14 protein-coding genes are annotated in these 18,486 nt (G+C 71.4%); 10 read left to right on the plus strand and 4 right to left on the minus strand.

Translation table 11 applies throughout. The features are described 5' to 3' along the window. Positions 1-63: 63 nt before the first annotated feature. Together gcvH and gcvP are read left to right on the plus strand one after the other, a co-directional pair. Positions 64-441: a glycine cleavage system protein GcvH gene (gcvH, locus tag ES689_RS10855; RefSeq protein ID WP_146904163.1), complete on the plus strand. Its 378-nt coding sequence runs from the start codon at positions 64-66 to the stop codon at positions 439-441. After that, positions 438-3,389: an aminomethyl-transferring glycine dehydrogenase gene (gene gcvP / locus ES689_RS10860; protein ID WP_146904166.1), complete on the plus strand. Its 2,952-nt coding sequence runs from the start codon at positions 438-440 to the stop codon at positions 3,387-3,389. Before gcvH ends, gcvP begins: the two co-directional genes overlap by 4 nt. Before the next feature lie 336 nt (positions 3,390-3,725). Here the strand turns inward: gcvP and ES689_RS10865 are convergent, their stop codons facing one another. Next, positions 3,726-4,502 (minus strand): CPBP family intramembrane glutamic endopeptidase, encoded by a 777-nt coding sequence (locus ES689_RS10865; protein WP_146904897.1) that lies wholly within the window; start codon positions 4,500-4,502, stop codon positions 3,726-3,728. Between the two features lie 334 nt (positions 4,503-4,836). Here ES689_RS10865 and ES689_RS10870 point away from each other — a divergent pair, with 334 nt between their 5' ends. The 6 genes from ES689_RS10870 to ES689_RS10895 all read left to right on the plus strand — a co-directional run bounded on the left by ES689_RS10870 (position 4,837) and on the right by ES689_RS10895 (position 13,083). Beyond that, positions 4,837-6,459 (plus strand): ABC transporter substrate-binding protein, encoded by a 1,623-nt coding sequence (locus ES689_RS10870; RefSeq protein ID WP_146904169.1) that lies wholly within the window; start codon positions 4,837-4,839, stop codon positions 6,457-6,459. 143 nt (positions 6,460-6,602) lie between these two features. Further along, positions 6,603-7,532 (plus strand): ABC transporter permease, encoded by a 930-nt coding sequence (locus ES689_RS10875; RefSeq protein ID WP_146904172.1) that lies wholly within the window; start codon positions 6,603-6,605, stop codon positions 7,530-7,532. After that, positions 7,522-8,478, plus strand: a complete 957-nt coding sequence (locus tag ES689_RS10880; RefSeq protein WP_146904174.1) for an ABC transporter permease — start codon at positions 7,522-7,524, stop codon at positions 8,476-8,478. The genes ES689_RS10875 and ES689_RS10880 overlap by 11 nt, the downstream gene beginning before the upstream one ends. Next, on the plus strand, positions 8,475-10,232 hold the full coding sequence (locus ES689_RS10885) for an ABC transporter ATP-binding protein (RefSeq protein ID WP_146904177.1): 1,758 nt from the start codon (positions 8,475-8,477) through the stop codon (positions 10,230-10,232). The genes ES689_RS10880 and ES689_RS10885 overlap by 4 nt, the downstream gene beginning before the upstream one ends. Positions 10,233-10,382: 150 nt before the next feature. After that, positions 10,383-12,293: a translational GTPase TypA gene (gene typA, locus ES689_RS10890; RefSeq protein WP_123548121.1), complete on the plus strand. Its 1,911-nt coding sequence runs from the start codon at positions 10,383-10,385 to the stop codon at positions 12,291-12,293. Positions 12,294-12,564: 271 nt separating this feature from the next. Further along, positions 12,565-13,083: a hypothetical protein gene (locus ES689_RS10895; protein ID WP_146904180.1), complete on the plus strand. Its 519-nt coding sequence runs from the start codon at positions 12,565-12,567 to the stop codon at positions 13,081-13,083. Positions 13,084-13,161: 78 nt separating this feature from the next. On the opposite strand, the gene efeB is transcribed toward ES689_RS10895, so the two are convergent. The 3 genes from efeB to efeU are packed head-to-tail and all read right to left on the minus strand — an operon-like array spanning position 13,162 to position 16,630. Further along, positions 13,162-14,511 carry an iron uptake transporter deferrochelatase/peroxidase subunit gene (efeB, locus tag ES689_RS10900; RefSeq protein WP_146904183.1) on the minus strand — a complete coding sequence of 450 codons (1,350 nt, stop codon included), beginning with the start codon at positions 14,509-14,511 and terminating at the stop codon, positions 13,162-13,164. Between the two features lie 20 nt (positions 14,512-14,531). After that, the gene (gene efeO, locus ES689_RS10905) at positions 14,532-15,725 is read right to left on the minus strand and encodes an iron uptake system protein EfeO (RefSeq protein WP_146904186.1); all 1,194 of its coding nucleotides are present in this window, start codon (positions 15,723-15,725) and stop codon (positions 14,532-14,534) included. Next, complete coding sequence (gene efeU / locus ES689_RS10910) at positions 15,722-16,630, minus strand: iron uptake transporter permease EfeU (RefSeq protein ID WP_146904189.1); 909 nt, start codon at positions 16,628-16,630, stop codon at positions 15,722-15,724. The genes efeO and efeU overlap by 4 nt, the downstream gene beginning before the upstream one ends. Positions 16,631-16,765: 135 nt before the next feature. On the opposite strand from efeU, the gene ES689_RS10915 reads away from it, so the two are divergent. Continuing rightward, on the plus strand, positions 16,766-18,112 hold the full coding sequence (locus ES689_RS10915; RefSeq protein ID WP_146904192.1) for a PIG-L family deacetylase: 1,347 nt from the start codon (positions 16,766-16,768) through the stop codon (positions 18,110-18,112). A 39-nt stretch (positions 18,113-18,151) separates the two neighbouring features. Further along, the gene (gene fdxA, locus ES689_RS10920) at positions 18,152-18,478 is read left to right on the plus strand and encodes a ferredoxin (protein WP_146904195.1); all 327 of its coding nucleotides are present in this window, start codon (positions 18,152-18,154) and stop codon (positions 18,476-18,478) included. The last annotated feature ends 8 nt before the right edge of the window (positions 18,479-18,486 follow it).

Raw genomic sequence — 18,486 nt, forward strand, 5'->3', positions numbered from 1 at the left:
TCCTCTCAGCTCCCCTCCAGTCCCCGCCTCCTCGGCGCCCCTGCCTCCTCGAAAGGACCGGCCATGACCGATCTCACCGCCCTGCAGTACACCTCCGAGCACGAGTGGCTGCTCATCGACGGCGACACCGCGACCGTCGGCATCACCGACTACGCCGCCGAGAAGCTCGGCGACGTCGTCTACGTCGACCTGCCCGCCGAGGGCAGCGAGGTCGAGACCGGCAAGGTCGTCGGCGAGATCGAGTCGACCAAGTCGGTCGGCGAGCTCTACGCCCCCGCCCTCGGCACGGTGCTCGAGGCCAACCAGGCCGTCGTCGACAGCCCCGACCTCGTCAACAGCGACCCGTTCGGCGAGGGCTGGCTGATCAAGATCACCCTCGCGAGCACCGACGGCCTGTCCCTCCTCTCCCGCGACGAGTACGTCGCCCTCACCGCCGAATGAGCGACGCGCAGGGGTCCGTCTTCGGCGACTGGTCAGACCGGGCCGCCACCGGCTTCGTCGACCGCCACGTCGGCACGACCGCCGCCGACCAGGCGGCCATGCTCGAGCTGCTCGGCCACGACAGCGTCGAGTCGCTCGTCCGTGCCGCCGTGCCTGGCAACATCCACGCGGCGCCCGTCAACGCCTCGGTGCTGCCGGCGCCGATCGGCGAGAAGGAGGCGCTGGCCGAGCTCCGCGCGCTCGCCGACCGCGGCCGCCCCTCGCGCAGCATGATCGGGCTCGGCTACTACGACACCGTCACCCCTGCCGTGATCCAGCGCAACGTGCTCGAGAACCCCAGCTGGTACACGGCCTACACGCCGTACCAGCCCGAGATCTCGCAGGGCCGTCTCGAGGCGCTGATCAACTTCCAGACCATGGTCTCCGAGCTGACCGGGCTCACGACCGCCAACGCGTCGATGCTCGACGAGGGCACCGCGGTCGTCGAGGGCATGCTGCTCGCCCGCCGTGCGTCGAAGGCGCGCACCGACGTGTTCGTCGTCGACTCCGACGCCCTGCCGCAGACGAAGGCGCTGCTCGCCGGGCGCGCCGAGGCCGTCGGCATCGAGCTGGTCGAGCTCGAGCTCTCGAGCGTCGACCCGGCCGAGATCCCCGACGCCTTCGGCGTCTTCGTGCAGTACCCCGGTGCGTCCGGCTGCGTCTGGGACCCGGAGGCGGTCGTCGCCGCCGTCCACGCCGCCGGCGGCCTCGCGGTCGTCGCCGCCGACCTGCTCGCGATGACGCTGCTCCGCCCGCCCGGCGAGTTCGGGGCGGACGTCGCCGTCGGCACGAGCCAGCGCTTCGGCGTGCCGATGGGCTTCGGCGGGCCGCACGCCGGCTACATGGCCGTCCGCACCGGGCTGGAGCGCCAGCTGCCCGGCCGTCTCGTCGGCGTCTCGCAGGACGTCGAGGGCCACCCGGCCTACCGCCTCAGCCTGCAGACCCGCGAGCAGCACATCCGCCGTGAGAAGGCGACGTCGAACATCTGCACCGCGCAGGTGCTGCTCGCCGTGATGGCCTCGATGTACGCCGTCTACCACGGCCCGTGGGGCCTGCGGCACATCGCGTCGCGGGTGCACGCGCACGCGTCCGATCTCGCCGCCGCCGTGCGTGCCAGCGACCTCGAGCTCGAGAGCGACGTCTTCTTCGACACGCTGCAGGTCTTCGTGCCCGGCCGGGCCGACGAGATCGTCGCCGCCGCCCACGCTCGCGGCTACCTGCTCTGGGCCGTGGACTCCGACTGCGTCCGCCTGTCGCTCGACGAGACGACGACGCGCGACGACCTCGAGGTCGTCGCCGACGTCCTCGGGGTGGCCCTGCCCACGGCGTCGCCCGGAGGCGGCGGCGAGGCGCGTGACGAGCGCGACGAGGTGCTGCCCGCGGGCCTCCGCCGCACCTCCGACTTCCTGACGCACCCGGTCTTCCGCACGCACCGCAGCGAGACCAGCATGATGCGCTACCTCAAGCACCTCGCCGACAAGGACTACGCGCTCGACCGCGGCATGATCCCGCTCGGCAGCTGCACGATGAAGCTCAACGCCGCGACCGAGATGGCGGCGGTGACGTGGCCCGAGTTCGCGGCCGTGCACCCGTTCGCGCCGGCCTCCGACGTCGAGGGCTACCTCGAGATGATCGGCCAGCTCGAGGGCTGGCTGGCCGAGGTCACCGGCTACGACACCGTCTCCCTGCAGCCGAACGCCGGCAGCCAGGGCGAGCTCGCCGGCCTGCTCGCGATCCGCGGCTTCCACCTCGCCGCCGGCGACACGGCGCGCACCGTGTGCCTCATCCCGCAGAGCGCGCACGGCACCAACGCGGCCAGCGCCGTGCTCGCAGGGCTCCGCGTCGTCGTCGTGGCGTGCAATGAGCAGGGCGACGTCGACCTCGGCGACCTGCGCGCCAAGGTCGAGCAGCACCGTGCCGAGCTCGCGGCGCTGATGATCACGTACCCGTCGACGCACGGCGTCTACGAGCACGACATCCGTGAGGTCACCGATGCGGTGCACGCGGCCGGCGGCCAGGTGTACGTCGACGGGGCGAACCTCAACGCGCTGCTCGGGTTCGCCCGGTTCGGCGACTTCGGCGGCGACGTCTCGCACCTGAACCTGCACAAGACGTTCTGCATCCCGCACGGAGGCGGCGGTCCCGGCGTCGGGCCCGTGGCGGCCAAGGCCCACCTCGCCCCGTACCTGCCGGGCCACCCGCTCGCGCAGCAGGCCGACCGCCGCACGGGTGCCGAGCCCGCCGCGGCCGGGGAGCGGCTCGCCCACGCCGGCGTGCCCGTGTCGAGCGCGCCCTACGGGTCGCCGAGCATCCTGCCGATCAGCTGGGCCTACGTCCGCATGATGGGCACCGAGGGGCTCGCCGCAGCGACCGGCGCCGCGGTGCTCTCGGCGAACTACGTGGCGGCGCGTCTGCGCGACCACTTCCCGGTGCTGTACGCGGGGGAGGACGGGCTCGTCGCGCACGAGTGCATCCTCGACCTGCGACCGCTCCGCGACGCCACCGGCGTCACGGTCGACGACGTGGCCAAGCGCCTCATCGACTACGGGTTCCACTCGCCGACGATGTCGTTCCCCGTCGCGGGCACGCTGATGGTCGAGCCGACCGAGAGCGAGGACCTCGCCGAGATCGACCGCTTCGTCGACGCGATGATCGCCATCGCCGGCGAGGCGGCAGACGTGGCGTCGGGCCGGTTCACCGCCGAGTCGAGCCCCCTGCGGGGCGCGCCCCACACGGCCGAGTCGGTCATCTCGGGGGAGTGGACGCGCGAGTACAGCCGCGACGAGGCCGTGTACCCGGTCCGCACGCTCGTGCGCGGCAAGTACTGGCCTCCGGTGCGCCGCATCGACCAGGCGTGGGGCGACCGGAACCTGTTCTGCGCGTGCCCGCCCGTCGAGGCCTTCGCCTGAGCGGGCCTGCTCCGCACGTCGAGCCGTGATGCGGGGAGCCGTCCGGTCGCTGATCCCGTCGGCGACCGGACGGCTCCCTCCTGGTCCCCGCAGGTGTCGGCCCCTGAGCGGCGCGGACGGCGCCGGCGTGACGGGGGTCGTCCCGGATGACGCCCGGGGGACGGTCGAGGAGGTCCGTGTGGAGTTGTCGAGTCCGTGTGGCGCTCGAGTCCATGACACGCTCCCCCCGAACGGGTGTCAAGGGGCGCCGGCAGCGGTCGAGGCAAGTCGGCGCAGATCGGCGTCGGCGTGGCCGGGGGCGGCCACGCCTCTCGTCCCGCCTGCCGCCTCCTCCGGTCAGCCGGGCAGGCCGAAGGCGGCAGGGAACGTCGCCGCCGCCCACGGGTAGCCGACGAACACGGCCGCGTCCATCAGGAGGTGGGCGACGACGAGCGGCAGCACCCGGCCGGTCCGCGTGTAGAGCCAGCCGAAGACGAGTCCCATCACGACGTTGCCGACGAAGGCGCCGAAGCCCTGGTAGAGGTGGTAGCTGCCGCGGAGCAGGGCGGCCGCGACGATGATCGGCCAGGTGCGCCAGCCGAGGTCCCGGAGTCGGGCGAAGAGGTAGGCGACGACGATGACCTCCTCGGTCACTCCGGCCCGCAGGGCCGACAGGAGCAGCACGGGCACGGTCCACCACTCGGCGGCGAGGTCGGTGGGCACCACGGTCACGGTCAGGTCGAGCGCCTTGCCGACGAGGTAGAGCCCGATCCCCGGGATGCCGATGGCGAGGGCCAGGCCGGCTCCGCCGAGCACGTCGCGGCCGGCGCGGGAGAAGTCGACGCCGAGGCGGCCGAGGTGCGGGCGGGCCTCGCTCCACAGTAGGTAGGCCACGAGCGCCACGGGGACGAGGTCGACGGCGATGCCCACCAGCTGGTAGATCAGGTCGAAGACCGGCCGGTCGCTGAGGGACGAGTTCAGCGTCGCGGTCTGTTGCGACAAGGACTCGGCGCGGGTCAGCCGGTTGGCGATCGACAGGACCGAGTAGACGGCCGAGGCGCCGAGCGAGAGGCCGAGCACGATCGCGACCTCGACCCGGAGGCGCGACCGCCCCGGCTGCCCCGGCCCGGCCACGAGGGGGCCGGCACCGCCGTCCCGTGGCGTCGGCCCTGGCGATGCGGGTAGCGTGTCGTCTCTGTCGCTCACGCGCCGATCGTACGGGACGCCCCCGCCGGCTGCGGATGATACCCGGCAGGTGTCTGATTTCTCGCAGCGGATCCTTGCGCTTCTGGCGGCTGCCGCGCAACGGATCGCCCGTGTACGCAAAGATCCGGCGAGTTGGTTTCCGTCGTGTAACCGTTGCGCCAGGGGTTTGGAGATGGCTGAGCCCGGTGCTTAGGGTGACTGCATCCAACGCGGCGAGGCTCATGGGGGCCCCGCTGCGTCCTTTCCCGCATCAGGAGGAACATTGAAGAAGACGCGCATGGGCCTCGGGGCCATCGCCGTCGTGGGGACGGCAGCACTCGTCCTCACGGGTTGCGCCAGCGGTGGGGACTCGGGCGACAGCGGCTCGGGCGACTCCAGCGCCATCATCACCACCAACGGCAACGAGCCTCAGAACCCGCTCGTCCCCTCGAACACCACCGAGGTCGGCGGCGGCAAGATCATCGACTCCGTGTTCGCGGGCCTCGTCTCGTACAACGCCGACGGCGAGTCCGAGATGGACGCCGCCGAGTCGATCGAGTCCGACGACAACCAGCTCTGGACCATCACGCTGAAGGACGGCCAGACCTTCACCGACGGCACCCCGGTCACGTCCGAGTCGTTCACGAAGGCCTGGAACTGGGCCGCTCAGGTCTCGAACGCGCAGAGCGCCTCGTACTTCTTCGACAACATCGCCGGCTACGACGCCGAAGCCGACAGCGACCTCCAGCTCGAGGTCGTCAGCGACACCGAGTTCACGGCCGAGCTGTCCGCGCCCGCCGCCGACTGGCCCCTCCGTCTCGGCTACTCGGCCTTCTCGCCGCTGCCCGAGTCGTTCTACGACGACGTCGACGCGTTCGGCGAGAACCCCGTCGGCAACGGCCCGTACAAGCTCGAGAGCGAAGGCGCCTGGACCCACAACCAGGACATCAAGCTCGTCACGAACCCCGACTACGACGGCCCGCGCAAGCCCGTCAACGGCGGTCTGACGATCACGTTCTACACCACGCAGGACGCGGCCTACGCCGACGCGCTGTCGGGCAACCTCGACATCCTCGACGCCGTTCCCGACGCGCAGTTCGCGTCGTACCAGAGCGACTTCCCGGACCGCTTCGCCAACCAGCCCGCGGCGATCTTCCAGTCGTTCACCATCCCGCAGTACCTCGAGCACTTCGACGGCACGACGGAGGAGGGCAAGCTGCGCCGCCAGGCCATCTCGCTCTCGATCAACCGTGACGACATCACCGACGTCATCTTCCAGGGCACCCGTACGCCGGCGAAGGACTTCACGTCGCCGGTCATCGACGGCTACTCGGACGACCTCGAGGGCTCTGACGTGCTCTCGTACGACGCGGACAAGGCCAAGGAGCTGTGGGCCGAGGCCGACGCCATCTCGCCCTACGGCGACACGACGTTCACCCTCGCCTACAACGCCGACGGCGGCCACCAGAACTGGGTCGACGCCGCGACGAACAGCATCTCCGACACCCTGGGCATCAAGGCCGAGGGTCAGTCCTACCCGACCTTCGCCGAGCTGCTCGACGACGAGGACAACGACGCCATGACCGGCGCCTTCCGTTCCGGATGGCAGGCCGACTACCCGTCGCTGTACAACTTCCTCTCGCCGCTGTACCAGACCGGTGCCGGCTCGAACTACGGCCGCTACACCAGCACCGAGTTCGACGGCCTGCTCGCCGAGGGCTCCGCCGCCTCGTCGGCGGACGACGCGACCGCCGACTTCCAGAAGGCACAGGAGGTCCTGTTCCAGGACCTGCCCGTCGTCCCGCTGTGGTACTCGAACGTCACGGGCGTCTGGGCCGACACGGTCAGCAACGTGGAGTTCGGCTGGAACTCGGTGCCCCTCTTCTACGAGGTCACCAAGAACTAGTCGCACCGAGAGCGGCGTAGCCTCTCTCCTCGTCCCCGGGGGGTCCGGGCAGGTCATCCTGTCCCGGGCCCCCCGAAGGGCGTCCACCTCTTCCTCCACACGATTGCGACATCCATGCACGCGCAGAAATCCGAGGCGGCCTGATGCTCTGGTACACCGGCCGGCGCCTCCTCCAGCTGATCCCCGTCTTCTTCGGGGCGACGTTCCTCATCTACTTCATGGTCTTCGCCCTGCCGGGCGACCCCGTCGCGGCGCTCTTCGGCGAGAAGCAGCCGAGCCCGGCGGTCATCGAGGCCATCCGCGCCCAGTACAACCTCGACAAGCCGTTCATCGTGCAGTACCTGCTCTACGTGGGCGGACTCTTCACGGGTGACCTCGGCACCACGTTCTCCGGTCGGCCCGTCATCGACGAGCTGGTCCGTGCCTTCCCGATCACGTTCCGCCTCGCGATGCTCGCCCTCTTGTTCGAGTCCGTCCTCGGCATCCTGGTCGGCCTCGTCGCCGGCCTCCGCAAGGGCAAGATCTTCGACAACAGCGCGCTGGTCGTGTCGCTGCTCCTCATCTCGGTGCCCACGTTCGTCATCGGCTTCGTGCTGCAGTACGTGTTCGGCATCCAGCTCGGCCTGTTCCGGACGACTGTGAGCTCGCAGGCACCCTGGAACGAGCTCGTCCTGCCCGCGATCGTGCTGGCGTCGGTGTCGTTCGCCTACATCGTGAGGCTCACCCGCGCCTCCGTGTCCGAGAACATGAGCGCCGACTTCGTCCGCACGGCGACGGCCAAGGGCCTGACCCGACGACGCGTCGTCGGCGTGCACATCCTGCGCAACTCGCTCGTCCCGGTCGTCACCTACCTGGGCGTCGACATCGGCTCGCTCATGGTCGGCGCGATCGTCACGGAGGGCATCTTCAACATCCAGGGAGTGGGAGGCACCGTCTACCGTGCCATCACCCTCGGCGAGGGCCCCACCGTCGTCTCGTTCGTGGCCGTGATGGTCATCATCTTCATGCTGGCCAACCTGCTCGTCGACCTGCTCTACGCCGTTCTCGACCCGAGGATCCGCTATGCCAAGTAACCCGACCCCCGGTCTCTCGCCCGACCACTACGTCGCCCCCCTCGAGGAGACCCCGCTCAAGGCGGTCGACGCCGTCGACGAGTCCGAGAAGCCCCGTTCGAGCTGGAACGACGCGTGGGACGCGATGAAGACGCGCCCGCTGTTCTGGATCTCCGCGGTGCTGATCCTGCTCGTCATCGTCGTCGCGGTCTTCCCGCAGCTGTTCACGTCGACGTCGCCGACCAGCGGCGCCGACCTGCAGTCGAGCAACGACGGCCCCGAGGCCGGGCACCCGATGGGGTTCACCCTGCAGGGCCTCGACGTGTACGCCCGCGTCATCTACGGCACGCGCGCGTCCCTCACCGTGGGGCTGCTGGCGACCGTCATCGTGACGATCGTCGGCATCGTGATCGGCTCGCTCGCCGGGTACTACGGCGGCTGGCTCGACGCGATCGTCTCGCGCATCGGCGACATCTTCTTCGCCATCCCCACCGTGCTCGGCGCGATCGTGCTCATGTCGGTGCTGCCCTCGCGCACGCCGCTGACCGTCGCTCTCGTGCTCTCGCTCTTCGCCTGGCCGCAGATCGCGCGCATCATGCGCGGCTCGGTGCTCGGCGCGAAGAGCAGCGACTACGTGATGGCCTCCACGGCTCTCGGCGTGTCACGATTCCGCATCCTCGTGCGCCACGTCGTGCCGAACGCGATCACCCCGGTGATCGTCGTCGCGACCGTGTCGCTCGGCACGTTCATCGTGGCGGAGGCCACGCTGTCGTTCCTCGGCATCGGCCTGCCCCGTGGCGTCATGTCCTGGGGCAACGACATCAACGCCGCCCGGTCGTCCCTGCGCGTCGCCCCCATGCCGCTGATCTGGCCGGCCGCCGCGCTGAGCCTGACCGTGTTGTCGTTCCTGATGATGGGCGACGTCGTGCGCGACGCCCTCGACCCGAAGGCGAGGGCCCGTCGATGAGCGACACCTCCACCCGACCCGCCGAGGCGACCACCGCCTCCGGCGCGACGCCCCTGCTCGAGATCAAGGGCCTGAAGATCGGGTTCCGCACCCAGTCGGGCTACGTCGACGCCGTCCGCGGCGTGGACTTCACGATGATGCCGGGCGAGCGCCTCGCCATCGTGGGCGAGTCCGGCTCGGGCAAGTCGACCACCGCGACCTCGATCATCGACCTCCTGCCCGGCACGGGAGAGGTCACGGGCGGTCAGATCCTCTTCGAGGGCAAGGACCTCACGAAGGCCTCCGCCGCCGAGATGCAGGCGATCCGCGGTCGCGACATCGGCTACGTCCCGCAGGACCCGATGTCGAACCTCAACCCCGTGTGGAGCATCGGCTTCCAGGTCGAGGAGGCGATCCGTGCGAACGGCGTCGCCACCGGCAAGCAGGCGGTCCGGCAGAGAGCGATCGAGGTGCTGCAGGAGGCGGGGCTCGGCGACGCCGACCAGCGCCTCAAACAGTTCCCCCACCAGTTCTCGGGCGGCATGCGCCAGCGCGTGCTGATCGGGATCGGCCTCTCGTCGCACCCCAAGCTGCTCATCGCCGACGAGCCGACCTCGGCCCTCGACGTGACCGTGCAGCGGCGCATCCTCGACCACCTCGAGACGCTGACGCGCGACTACGGCACCTCGGTGCTCTTCATCACGCACGACCTCGGCCTCGCGGCCGAGCGCGCCGAGAAGCTCGTGGTCATGTACAAGGGCCGCGTGGTCGAGTCCGGTCCCTCGAAGGAGATCCTGGCCAACCCCCAGCACCCCTACACGAAGCGCCTGGTCGCGGCGGCCCCCAGCCTCGCCAGCCGTCGGATCCAGTCGACGATCGAGCCCACGCACAGCCACGCGGGCGAGGTCAGCGACGAGGGCGCCGACGACGCCGACCTGATCGCCCGTGCCCGTCAGCGCGAGGAGCTCGGCCGCACGAACGCCGAGTTCATCAAGGTCGAGAACCTCTCGAAGGTCTACGCGATCCGCCAGGGCGGCTTCAAGACCACCGAGCTGCGGGCCGTCGACGACGTCTCGTTCTCGATCCCGCGCGGCACGACGACGGCTCTCGTCGGCGAGTCGGGCTCGGGCAAGTCGACCGTGGCCAAGCTGGTGCTGCAGCTCGAGGGCATCACCTCGGGCACCGTGAAGATCGACGGCCAGAGCGTCGGGGCGCTGAAGGGCTCGGAGCTCTTCGGGTTCCGTCGGCGCGTGCAGCCGGTCTTCCAGGACCCGTACGGCTCGCTCGACCCGATGTACAGCGTCGGGAACACGATCGCCGAGCCGCTCGTCACGCACGGCATCGGCGACCACAAGAGCCGCCAGGCCCGGGTGCACGAGCTGCTGAACCAGGTCTCGCTGCCGGTCTCGATGATCAACCGCTACCCGGGCGAGCTCTCGGGCGGACAGCGTCAGCGCATCGCGGTGGCGAGGGCGCTCGCGCTCAAGCCCGACGTGATCGTGCTCGACGAGGCCGTCTCGGCCCTCGACGTGCTCGTGCAGGGGCAGGTGCTCGACCTGCTCACCGACCTGCAGACCGAGCTGGGCCTGACGTACCTCTTCATCACGCACGACCTCGCGGTCGTCCGGCTCATCGCCGACAACGTCTGCGTCATGCAGAAGGGCCGGATCGTCGAGTCGGGCACCACCGACGAGATCTTCGCGAACCCGTCGCAGCAGTACACCCGCGAGCTGCTCGAGGCCATCCCGGGCGCGCAGTTCGAGTTCGGCCGCTGAGCGGCCGACACCCGGCAGCGAGCCCGTGAAGGGGCCCTCCGACCGTGCCGAGAGCACGGGGGAGGGCCCCTTTACCACGTGCCGTAGACTGTTCCCGCCGGGCCCCGTCCCGACCACCTCCCCCTGACTCTTCTCGTAAGGAATACATCCATGGCGACTGCCATCCGCAGCGACCTGCGCAACGTGGCGATCGTGGCCCACGTCGACCACGGCAAGACGACCCTCGTCGACGCCATGCTCAAGCAGACGAACTCGTTCGACGCGCACTTCGACACCGAAGACCGCATGATGGACTCGAACGAGCTCGAGCGCGAGAAGGGCATCACGATCCTCGCGAAGAACACCGCGGTGCTCTACAACGGTGCCCACGCGACCGACGGCCCGATCACCATCAACGTGATCGACACCCCCGGCCACGCCGACTTCGGCGGCGAGGTCGAGCGCGGCCTGTCCATGGTCGACGGCGTCGTCCTGCTGGTCGACGCGTCCGAGGGCCCCCTGCCCCAGACGCGCTTCGTGCTCCGCAAGGCCCTCGCGGCCAAGCTCCCCGTCATCCTGCTGGTCAACAAGACCGACCGTCCCGACGCGCGCATCGACGAGGTCGTCGCCGAGAGCCAGGACCTGCTCCTCGGCCTCGCCAGCGACCTGAGCGAAGAGGTCGACGACCTCGACCTCGACGCCATCCTCAACGTGCCCGTCGTCTACGCGTCCGGTCGCAACGGCGCCGCGTCCGTCAACAAGCCCGCCGACGGCTCGCTGCCCGACAACGACGACCTCGAGCCGCTGTTCGACGCGATCCTCACGCACGTGCCCGCGCCGACCTACGACGACGAGCACCCGCTGCAGGCGCACGTCACCAACCTCGACGCCTCGCCGTTCCTCGGTCGTCTCGCGCTCCTCCGCGTGTTCCACGGCACCCTGAAGAAGGGCCAGACCGTCGCCTGGGTCAAGGCCGACGGCACGGTCGCGAACGCCCGCATCACCGAGCTGCTCATCACGAAGGCCCTCAGCCGCTACCCGGCCGAGAGCGCGGGCCCCGGCGACATCGTCGCGGTCGCCGGCTTCGACACCATCACCATCGGCGAGACCCTCTCCGACCCCGACGACGTGCGGCCGCTGCCGACCATCACGGTCGACGACCCCGCCATCTCGATGACGATCGGCACCAACACGTCGCCCATCATCGGCAAGGTCAAGGGGCACAAGCTGACCGCCCGCATGGTCAAGGACCGCCTCGACCGTGAGCTGATCGGAAACGTCTCGCTCAAGGTCGTCGACATCGGACGCCCCGACGCGTGGGAGGTCCAGGGTCGCGGCGAGCTCGCGCTGGCCATCCTCGTCGAGCAGATGCGTCGCGAGGGCTTCGAGCTCACCGTCGGCAAGCCCCAGGTCGTCACCCGTCGTGACGAGAACGGCAAGCTCCAGGAGCCGTTCGAGCACATGACGATCGACGTGCCCGACGAGTGGCTCGGCGCCATCACGCAGCTGATGGCTGCCCGCAAGGGCCGCATGGAGAACATGGCGAACCACGGCTCGGGCTGGGTCCGCATGGAGTTCATCGTCCCCTCGCGCGGCCTGATCGGCTTCCGCACGCAGTTCCTCACGGACACGCGCGGCACCGGCATCGCCAACGGCATCAGCCACGGCTACGGCCCGTGGGCCGGCGAGATCTCGACCCGCACCAACGGCTCGATCATCGCCGACCGCTCCGGCGTCGTCACGCCCTTCGCGATCATCAACCTGCAGGAGCGCATGACGTTCTTCGTGCAGCCGACCGAAGAGGTCTACGAGGGCATGGTCGTGGGCGAGAACTCGCGCGCCGACGACATGGACGTCAACATCACCAAGGAGAAGAAGCTGACCAACATGCGTCAGTCGACCGCCGACAACTTCGAGTCGATGACGCCCTCCAAGGTGCTCTCGCTCGAGGAGGCGCTCGAGTTCGCCGGTGACGACGAGTGCGTCGAGGTCACCCCCGATGCGATCCGCATCCGCAAGGTCGAGCTCGACGCCAGCGCTCGCCAGCGCAGCACGGCTCGCCTGAAGAAGCAGAACGCGTAGCCAGCACCCGCTCTGGCCGACCCGGCCAGGTCACGAAGGAGGCGCCCCGCACCAGTGCGGGGCGCCTCCTTCGCTGTCCGCCCTGCAACCCGAGCACCCACCCGGCATCGCCCTGTCCGCGGAATCCGTCGAGGGCGGGTCATCGTCGCCGAGGGCGGGTAGCCGGCGACCCGCCCTCGGCACAGCTGACCCGCCCTCGACGTGAATTGGGTGGCTGCAGGCGGCGCACGTTCCACGGTGCCGCACAGCGGCGGGCGCTACGGTCGTCGCCGTGACCACGCTGACCCGCACCCCCCGCACCCGTCTCGTCCGCTCCGCCTCGGCCCTGCTGCTGGCCGGCGGGGTCGTCGTCGGCCTCACCGCCTGCGGCGAGGGCTCGATGGTCGACAACATCGTGGGCAGCGCCGTCGACCAGGGCGTCGAGAGCGTGCGCGGCACCGTCGAGGACGCGGTGGGCGACGTGCTCGGCGGCGCGAGCGTGTCGACCGACGGCACCCTGCCCGACTCGTTCCCCGCCGACGTGCCCCTGCTCGACGGCACGGTCCGCGGCGGGGGAGCGGGTCCCGACGGCACCGGCTGGGTCGCTCAGTTGACGGTCGGCAGCCTCGACGACTTCGCCACGGCCCAGACCCAGCTCGAGGGCGCCGGCTACACGGCGAGCGGCGTGAACGTCGACGGCGACACGGCGCTGGGCACGTTCACCGGCGCGACCCACCGCGTGGTGCTCACGCTCACGACGCAGTCGTCGGACGGCGCCGTCGTCGCGACCTACGTCGTCACGCCGGTCTAGGCAGGCCAGCAGGCAGGCAGGCAGGCAGGCAGGTCGGCCGGCACCCGCCGGTCACGTCCTGGCCGAGGGAGGCGCGGCTCAGCCCAGCAGGGTCTCGCCGACCCAGCCGCCCTGGCTCGCCCCCGGCGGCACGGCGAAGAGACCCGAGCCGACGTGCTTCAGGTACTCGTTCATCCTGTCGTCGCGCGCGAGCGCAGTCTGGATCGGCACGAACTGCCGGCGTGGGTCGCGCTGGAACGCGATGAAGAAGAGCCCGGCGTCGAGCCGTCCGAGCGAGTCGTTGCCGTCGACGAAGTTGTAGCCGCGGCGCAGCAGGGTCGCCCCGCCGTTCTGGTCCGGGTGGGCGAGCGCCACGTGCGAGTCGACGGCGATGGCCGGGCCGGAGCCGTCTGCCGCCGCGGCGGCGAAGTCGGGCGCCGTGAACTCGGATCCGCCAGAGAGCGGAGCGCCCTCGCCCTTGTCGCGGCCGACGACCGTCTGCTGCTCGGCGAGCGAGGCGTGGTCCCAGGTCTCGATGGTCATGCGGATCTTGCGCGCGACGAGGTAGGAGCCGCCTTCCATCCAGTCGGCGCCGTCGCTGCCGGCGGCCCACACGCCCTGCTCGACGGCGGCGCCGTCCTCGGCGCGCAGGTTCGCCGTGCCGTCCTTGAACCCGAACAGGTTGCGCGGCGTCGACTGGCCCCGGGTCGTCGACGAGGTCCGGCCGAAGCCGAGCTGCGACCAGCGGAGCGACGCCCGGCCGAAGGCGATGCGCGAGAGGTTCCGCACGGCGTGCACCGCGACCTGGGGGTCGTCGCTGCAGGCCTGGACGCAGAGGTCACCGCCGGTCAGCGCCTCCTCGAGCTGGTCGCCGGAGAAGTGCGGCAGGTCGACGAGCGCGGCGGGCCGCTGCGAGGCGATGCCGTACCTGTCGGTGCCGGTCGCGTCGGTGAAGAGGGTCGGCCCGAAGCCGATCGTGATCGTGAGCCCGGCGGCGGGCAGCCCCGTCGCCTCCCCGGTGTCGTCGGGCGGCGCGAGGGGCGAGCCCCCGGTCGCCCCCGCCTCGCTGACGTCGAGGCCCTGCGTGAGGCGGGCCGCGGCGGCGCTCCAGTCCTGCAGCAGCTCGACGAGGTCTCGCCGCGTAGTGCCGGCGGCCATGTCGAACGAGGCGAAGTGCAGCCTGTCCTGCGCGGCGGTGGTGATGCCCGACTGGTGACGGCCGGCGAACGGGTAGCGAGCCGCGGCGCCGGAGGTGCCCTGCGCGTGGGCGTGCAGGGCCCGGTCGCTGCCGACCCCGACCCCGACGCCCAGGGCGCCCGCGCCGACGCCGGTGCCGATCAGGCCCAGCAGCCCTCGGCGGGACAGCCCGCGCGCGGGGGCGTCCCGACCGGCGGTCTCGCCGCCCGCAGCCTGTTCGCCCGTCGCGCCCCGCGCCTCCTCGTCCGTCATCGTCCGCCCTCGCGCACCCGTCAACCGACCAGGGTCGAGGTGAGCTCGCTGAGGGGCTCGCTCAGGGCGTTGACGGCGTCGCTCAGCTTCTTCTTGTCGGCGTCGGTCAGCTCCGTGTACGAGGGGTAGCTGGTCTCGAGGCTGCCGTAGGACGAGAGCAGGTCCTCGAGCGCTGCGAGGCGGGTGTCGATGCGGTCGACGAGCTCGGGGTCCTTGTCGGCGACGATGTCGCGCACGCCCTCGTACGCGACGCGGGCGCCCTCGAGGTTGCCCTGGAAGTCCCAGAGGTCGGTGTGCGACCAGATCTCCTCCTCGCCGGTGATCTTGCCGGTGGCGACCTCGTCCATCAGGCCGACGGCGCCGTTGCTGATCGTGTCGATGCTGATCGAGAACTCGCTCGCCGTGACGGCCGACTGGAGCTCGGCCGTGTCCGACGTGAGCAGGTCGGCGAAGCGGGTGCGCTCGTCCGGGGTGAGGGGCGTGTAGGCCTCGCCGCCGTTCTCGTCGGCGGTCGGCTGCCAGAGGTCCTTCTCGATCCGGTGCCAGCCGGTCCACTCGGTGCCGGGCTCGACGTCCGCCTCGCGGAAGTCGATCTTCGGGTCGAGGTCGCCGAACGACTCGGCGACGGGCTCGATGCGTTCGTAGTGGGCGCGGGCCGTCGGGTAGAGGCTGCGTGCCAGGTCGTCGTCGCCGGTCGTGTACGCGTCGAGGAACGCCTGGGTCGCGGGGACGAGCTGGCCGACCTGGTCCTTCACGTACCCGAGGTACGCGGCGGCGGCGGCGTCGACCTGCTCCTTCTCGGTCCCCACGGGGGTGACGTCGGCGCCCGAGTCGGTCACCGTGAACGGGGCGCGGACGCCCTCGCCGACGAGGCCGGGGATGCACGCCGTGACGTAGTCGCCGGGCTGCACCGCGACGGTCATCGAGGCGCTGGTGCCCGGCCCGATGTTCTCCTTCTCGCTGATGATGCGCAGGCCGTCGGAGGCGAGCAGCTCGAACTCGGTGTTGTCGTCGCCCGTGTTCGTCACGGTGAACGTGACGGGGCCGCTCGGCGCCGTCGTGGCCGAGAGCGAGCACGCGTCGGCGTTCCCGTCGACCGTGACGACGGTCGCGCCGGCCGTGGCCGCGCCGCCGGGGGAGTTCGCGACGCAGCCGGTCAGCGCGAGCGCCACGAGGGCCGCTCCGGAGACGAGGGCGAGGGGTCGAGGGGTCATCGGGGTGCTCCTGCGGTCGTGCGGGTGGTGGGACGGTCGGTGGGGGAGCCGCCGGCGGCGGCAGCCCCGGCGGAGGCGGCGGTCGCCTCCGCAGGACGGGTCGAGCGGCTGCGGGTGGCGCGCGCGAAGAGCGGGACGACGACGGCGACGTAGGCGAGCCAGACGCCCGCCTGCAGCCAGCTCGGCGTCGGGGTGAAGTTGACGAGGCCCTGCAGCAGGGTGCCCCACCAGCTCGTCGGGGGCACGGCGGCGCTGACGTCGAAGGCGAGGGAGGTGCGGCCCGGCAGCACGCCCGCCTCCTGCAGGTCTCCCACTCCGTAGGCGAGCACCCCGGCCGCGACGAGCACGAGCAGGTACCCCGTGACGGTGAAGAAGCGGCGGAGGTCGAGCCGGACGACCCCGCGGTAGATCGCGACCTCGATCGCGACGGCCGTGAGGATGCCCAGCAGGGCGCCGACGACCGGCGCCTCGCCGCCTCCGGTCGACTGCACGGTCGCCCAGACGAAGAGCGCGGTCTCGATCCCCTCGCGCCCGACGGACAGGAAGGCGAGCGCGACGACCGCCCACGCGCCCCCGGCGATCGCGCGGTCGAGGCTCGACTCGAGCTCGCCGCGCATGCTGCGCGCCGTGCGGGCCATCCAGAACACCATCCAGGTGACGAACCCGACGGCGACGACCGAGAGGCCGCCGCCGATGATCTCCTGGGCCTGGAAGGTGAGGCCGTACGCGCCGAAGGTGAGCACGGCGCCGAGACCGAGCGAGAGCACGACGGCGGCGGCGACGCCGAGCCAGAGGCGGGGGAGGACGTCCCGTCGGCCGAGCTTGACGACGGCGGCGATGAGGATGCCTACGACGAGGGCGGCCTCGAGGCCCTCGCGGAGTCCGATGAGGTAGTTGGCGAGCACGGGCGACGGCTTTCGAGAGAGGGGGCGTGCGGCGGTGGGGTGACCGCGACCGGTCCGGGTAGTTTGGTTAGGCTAACCTCACCAGCTTCCCGGGCCGGACCGACCATAGTGCGGCGCGGCATATCCTGTCCAGTGATGACGTACTTCGGCTCCGCCTCCGATGCCCGCCAGGGCGACGCCCGCCCTGGTCAGCCCTCCGCCCTGCGGGCCGAGCGGGTCCTCTTCGTGCACGCGCACCCCGACGACGAGACGATCGCGACGGGCGGCACGATCGCCGCGCTGGTCGACGCCGGCGCCGAGGTGACGATCGTCACCTGCACCCGCGGCGAGCTCGGCGAGGTCATGCCCGACGACCTGGCCCGGCTCCGCGGCGACGAGGCCGCCCTCGCCGCCCACCGCGAGGGAGAGATCGCCGAGGCGATGCGCGATCTCGGCGTCCGCGACCACCGGTTCCTCGGCGACCCCGAGGCGCGCACCCACGGGCTGCCGGCGCGGGTCTACCGCGACAGCGGCATGGTCTGGCGCTCTGACGGCGTTGCTGGCCCGACCCCCGACCTGCACGGCGCCGCCTTCTGCGCCGCCGAGTTCGGCGAGATCGTGTCCGACCTCCAGGCCGTGGTCGAGTCGGTGCGGCCGACGGCGATCGTCAGCTACGACGAGGACGGCGGCTACCACCACCCCGACCACGTCCGGGCCAACCGGGCGGCCGTCCGCGTCGCGCGCCTGGCCGAGGTGCCCTTCTTCGCCGTCGTCGCCGGCGCCGAGGAGGCGACGGGGGCCGAGGCAGAGGCGCTCGCCGCCGACGACTCCGTCCGCACGGTGGACGTCCGCGCGTCGACCGCCCGCCGGCTCGCGGCGCTCCGCCGGTACCGCACCCAGGTCGAGGTCGTCGACCTGCCCCGGGGCGCGGCGGGCATCCGCTTCCCCCACGGCGCCGTCACGCCCGTGGGCACGAGCGAGTCGTTCCGCTTCGTGCCGGAGCCCGACTCCCGCGCGGCGGGGCCCGCCGGCGCCTCCGAGTTCGCCGACATGACCACCGGCGGCCGCGTGGCGACCACGGTGCTCGCCCTCGCCGCGGGAGCCGTCTTCGGGGCCCTCGGCACGGTCGCCCACCAGGGCACGGTCACCGTCGCCGGTGCGCCGATCTGGTCCGGGCTCGTCCTGTCGCTGGTGATGGCCGCGGCGCTGCTGGCCGGCATGCGGCTCCTCTTCGGCTCCCGGGTCGTCGCCGTCGCCGTCGCGCTCGGCCTGCTCGGCGCCGCGGCCCTGCTGTCCCAGCCGGGAGCAGGCGGCTCGGCGCTGGTGCCGGCGAACGGCCCCGGCTACGCGTGGACCTTCGGGCCCCTGCTGATCGCGATGGTCGTGATCGCCTGGCCGAGCCTGCCCCAGCGGGGCACCGGGCACGACGGCGGGTCGACCGCATCCGAGTCCGCCTCCGCGCCGACCGCCTCCTCCGCCGGCACCCAGCCGACGGCGCGATAGGCTGGACCCTCTGCCCGAGGTGAAGGGAACCCCCCGAACGTGACGTATGTGATCGCACTGCCCTGTGTGGATGTCAAAGACCGTGCCTGCATCGACGAGTGCCCCGTCGACTGCATCTACGAGGGCGAACGCTCGCTCTACATCCACCCCGACGAATGCGTCGACTGCGGCGCCTGCGAGCCCGTGTGCCCCGTCGAGGCGATCTACTACGAGGACGACCTGCCCGACAAGTGGGCCGACTACTACAAGGCCAACGTCGAGTTCTTCGACGAGATCGGCTCGCCCGGCGGCGCCGCGAAGGTCGGGGTCATCGCCAAGGACCACCCCGTCATCTCGGCCCTGCCCCCGCAGGGCGCGCAGGCCTAGGCCCCGGC

Origin of the sequence: Frigoribacterium sp. ACAM 257, assembly GCF_007954365.1 — a bacterium.
Classification (GTDB): Bacteria; Actinomycetota; Actinomycetes; order Actinomycetales; family Microbacteriaceae; genus Frigoribacterium.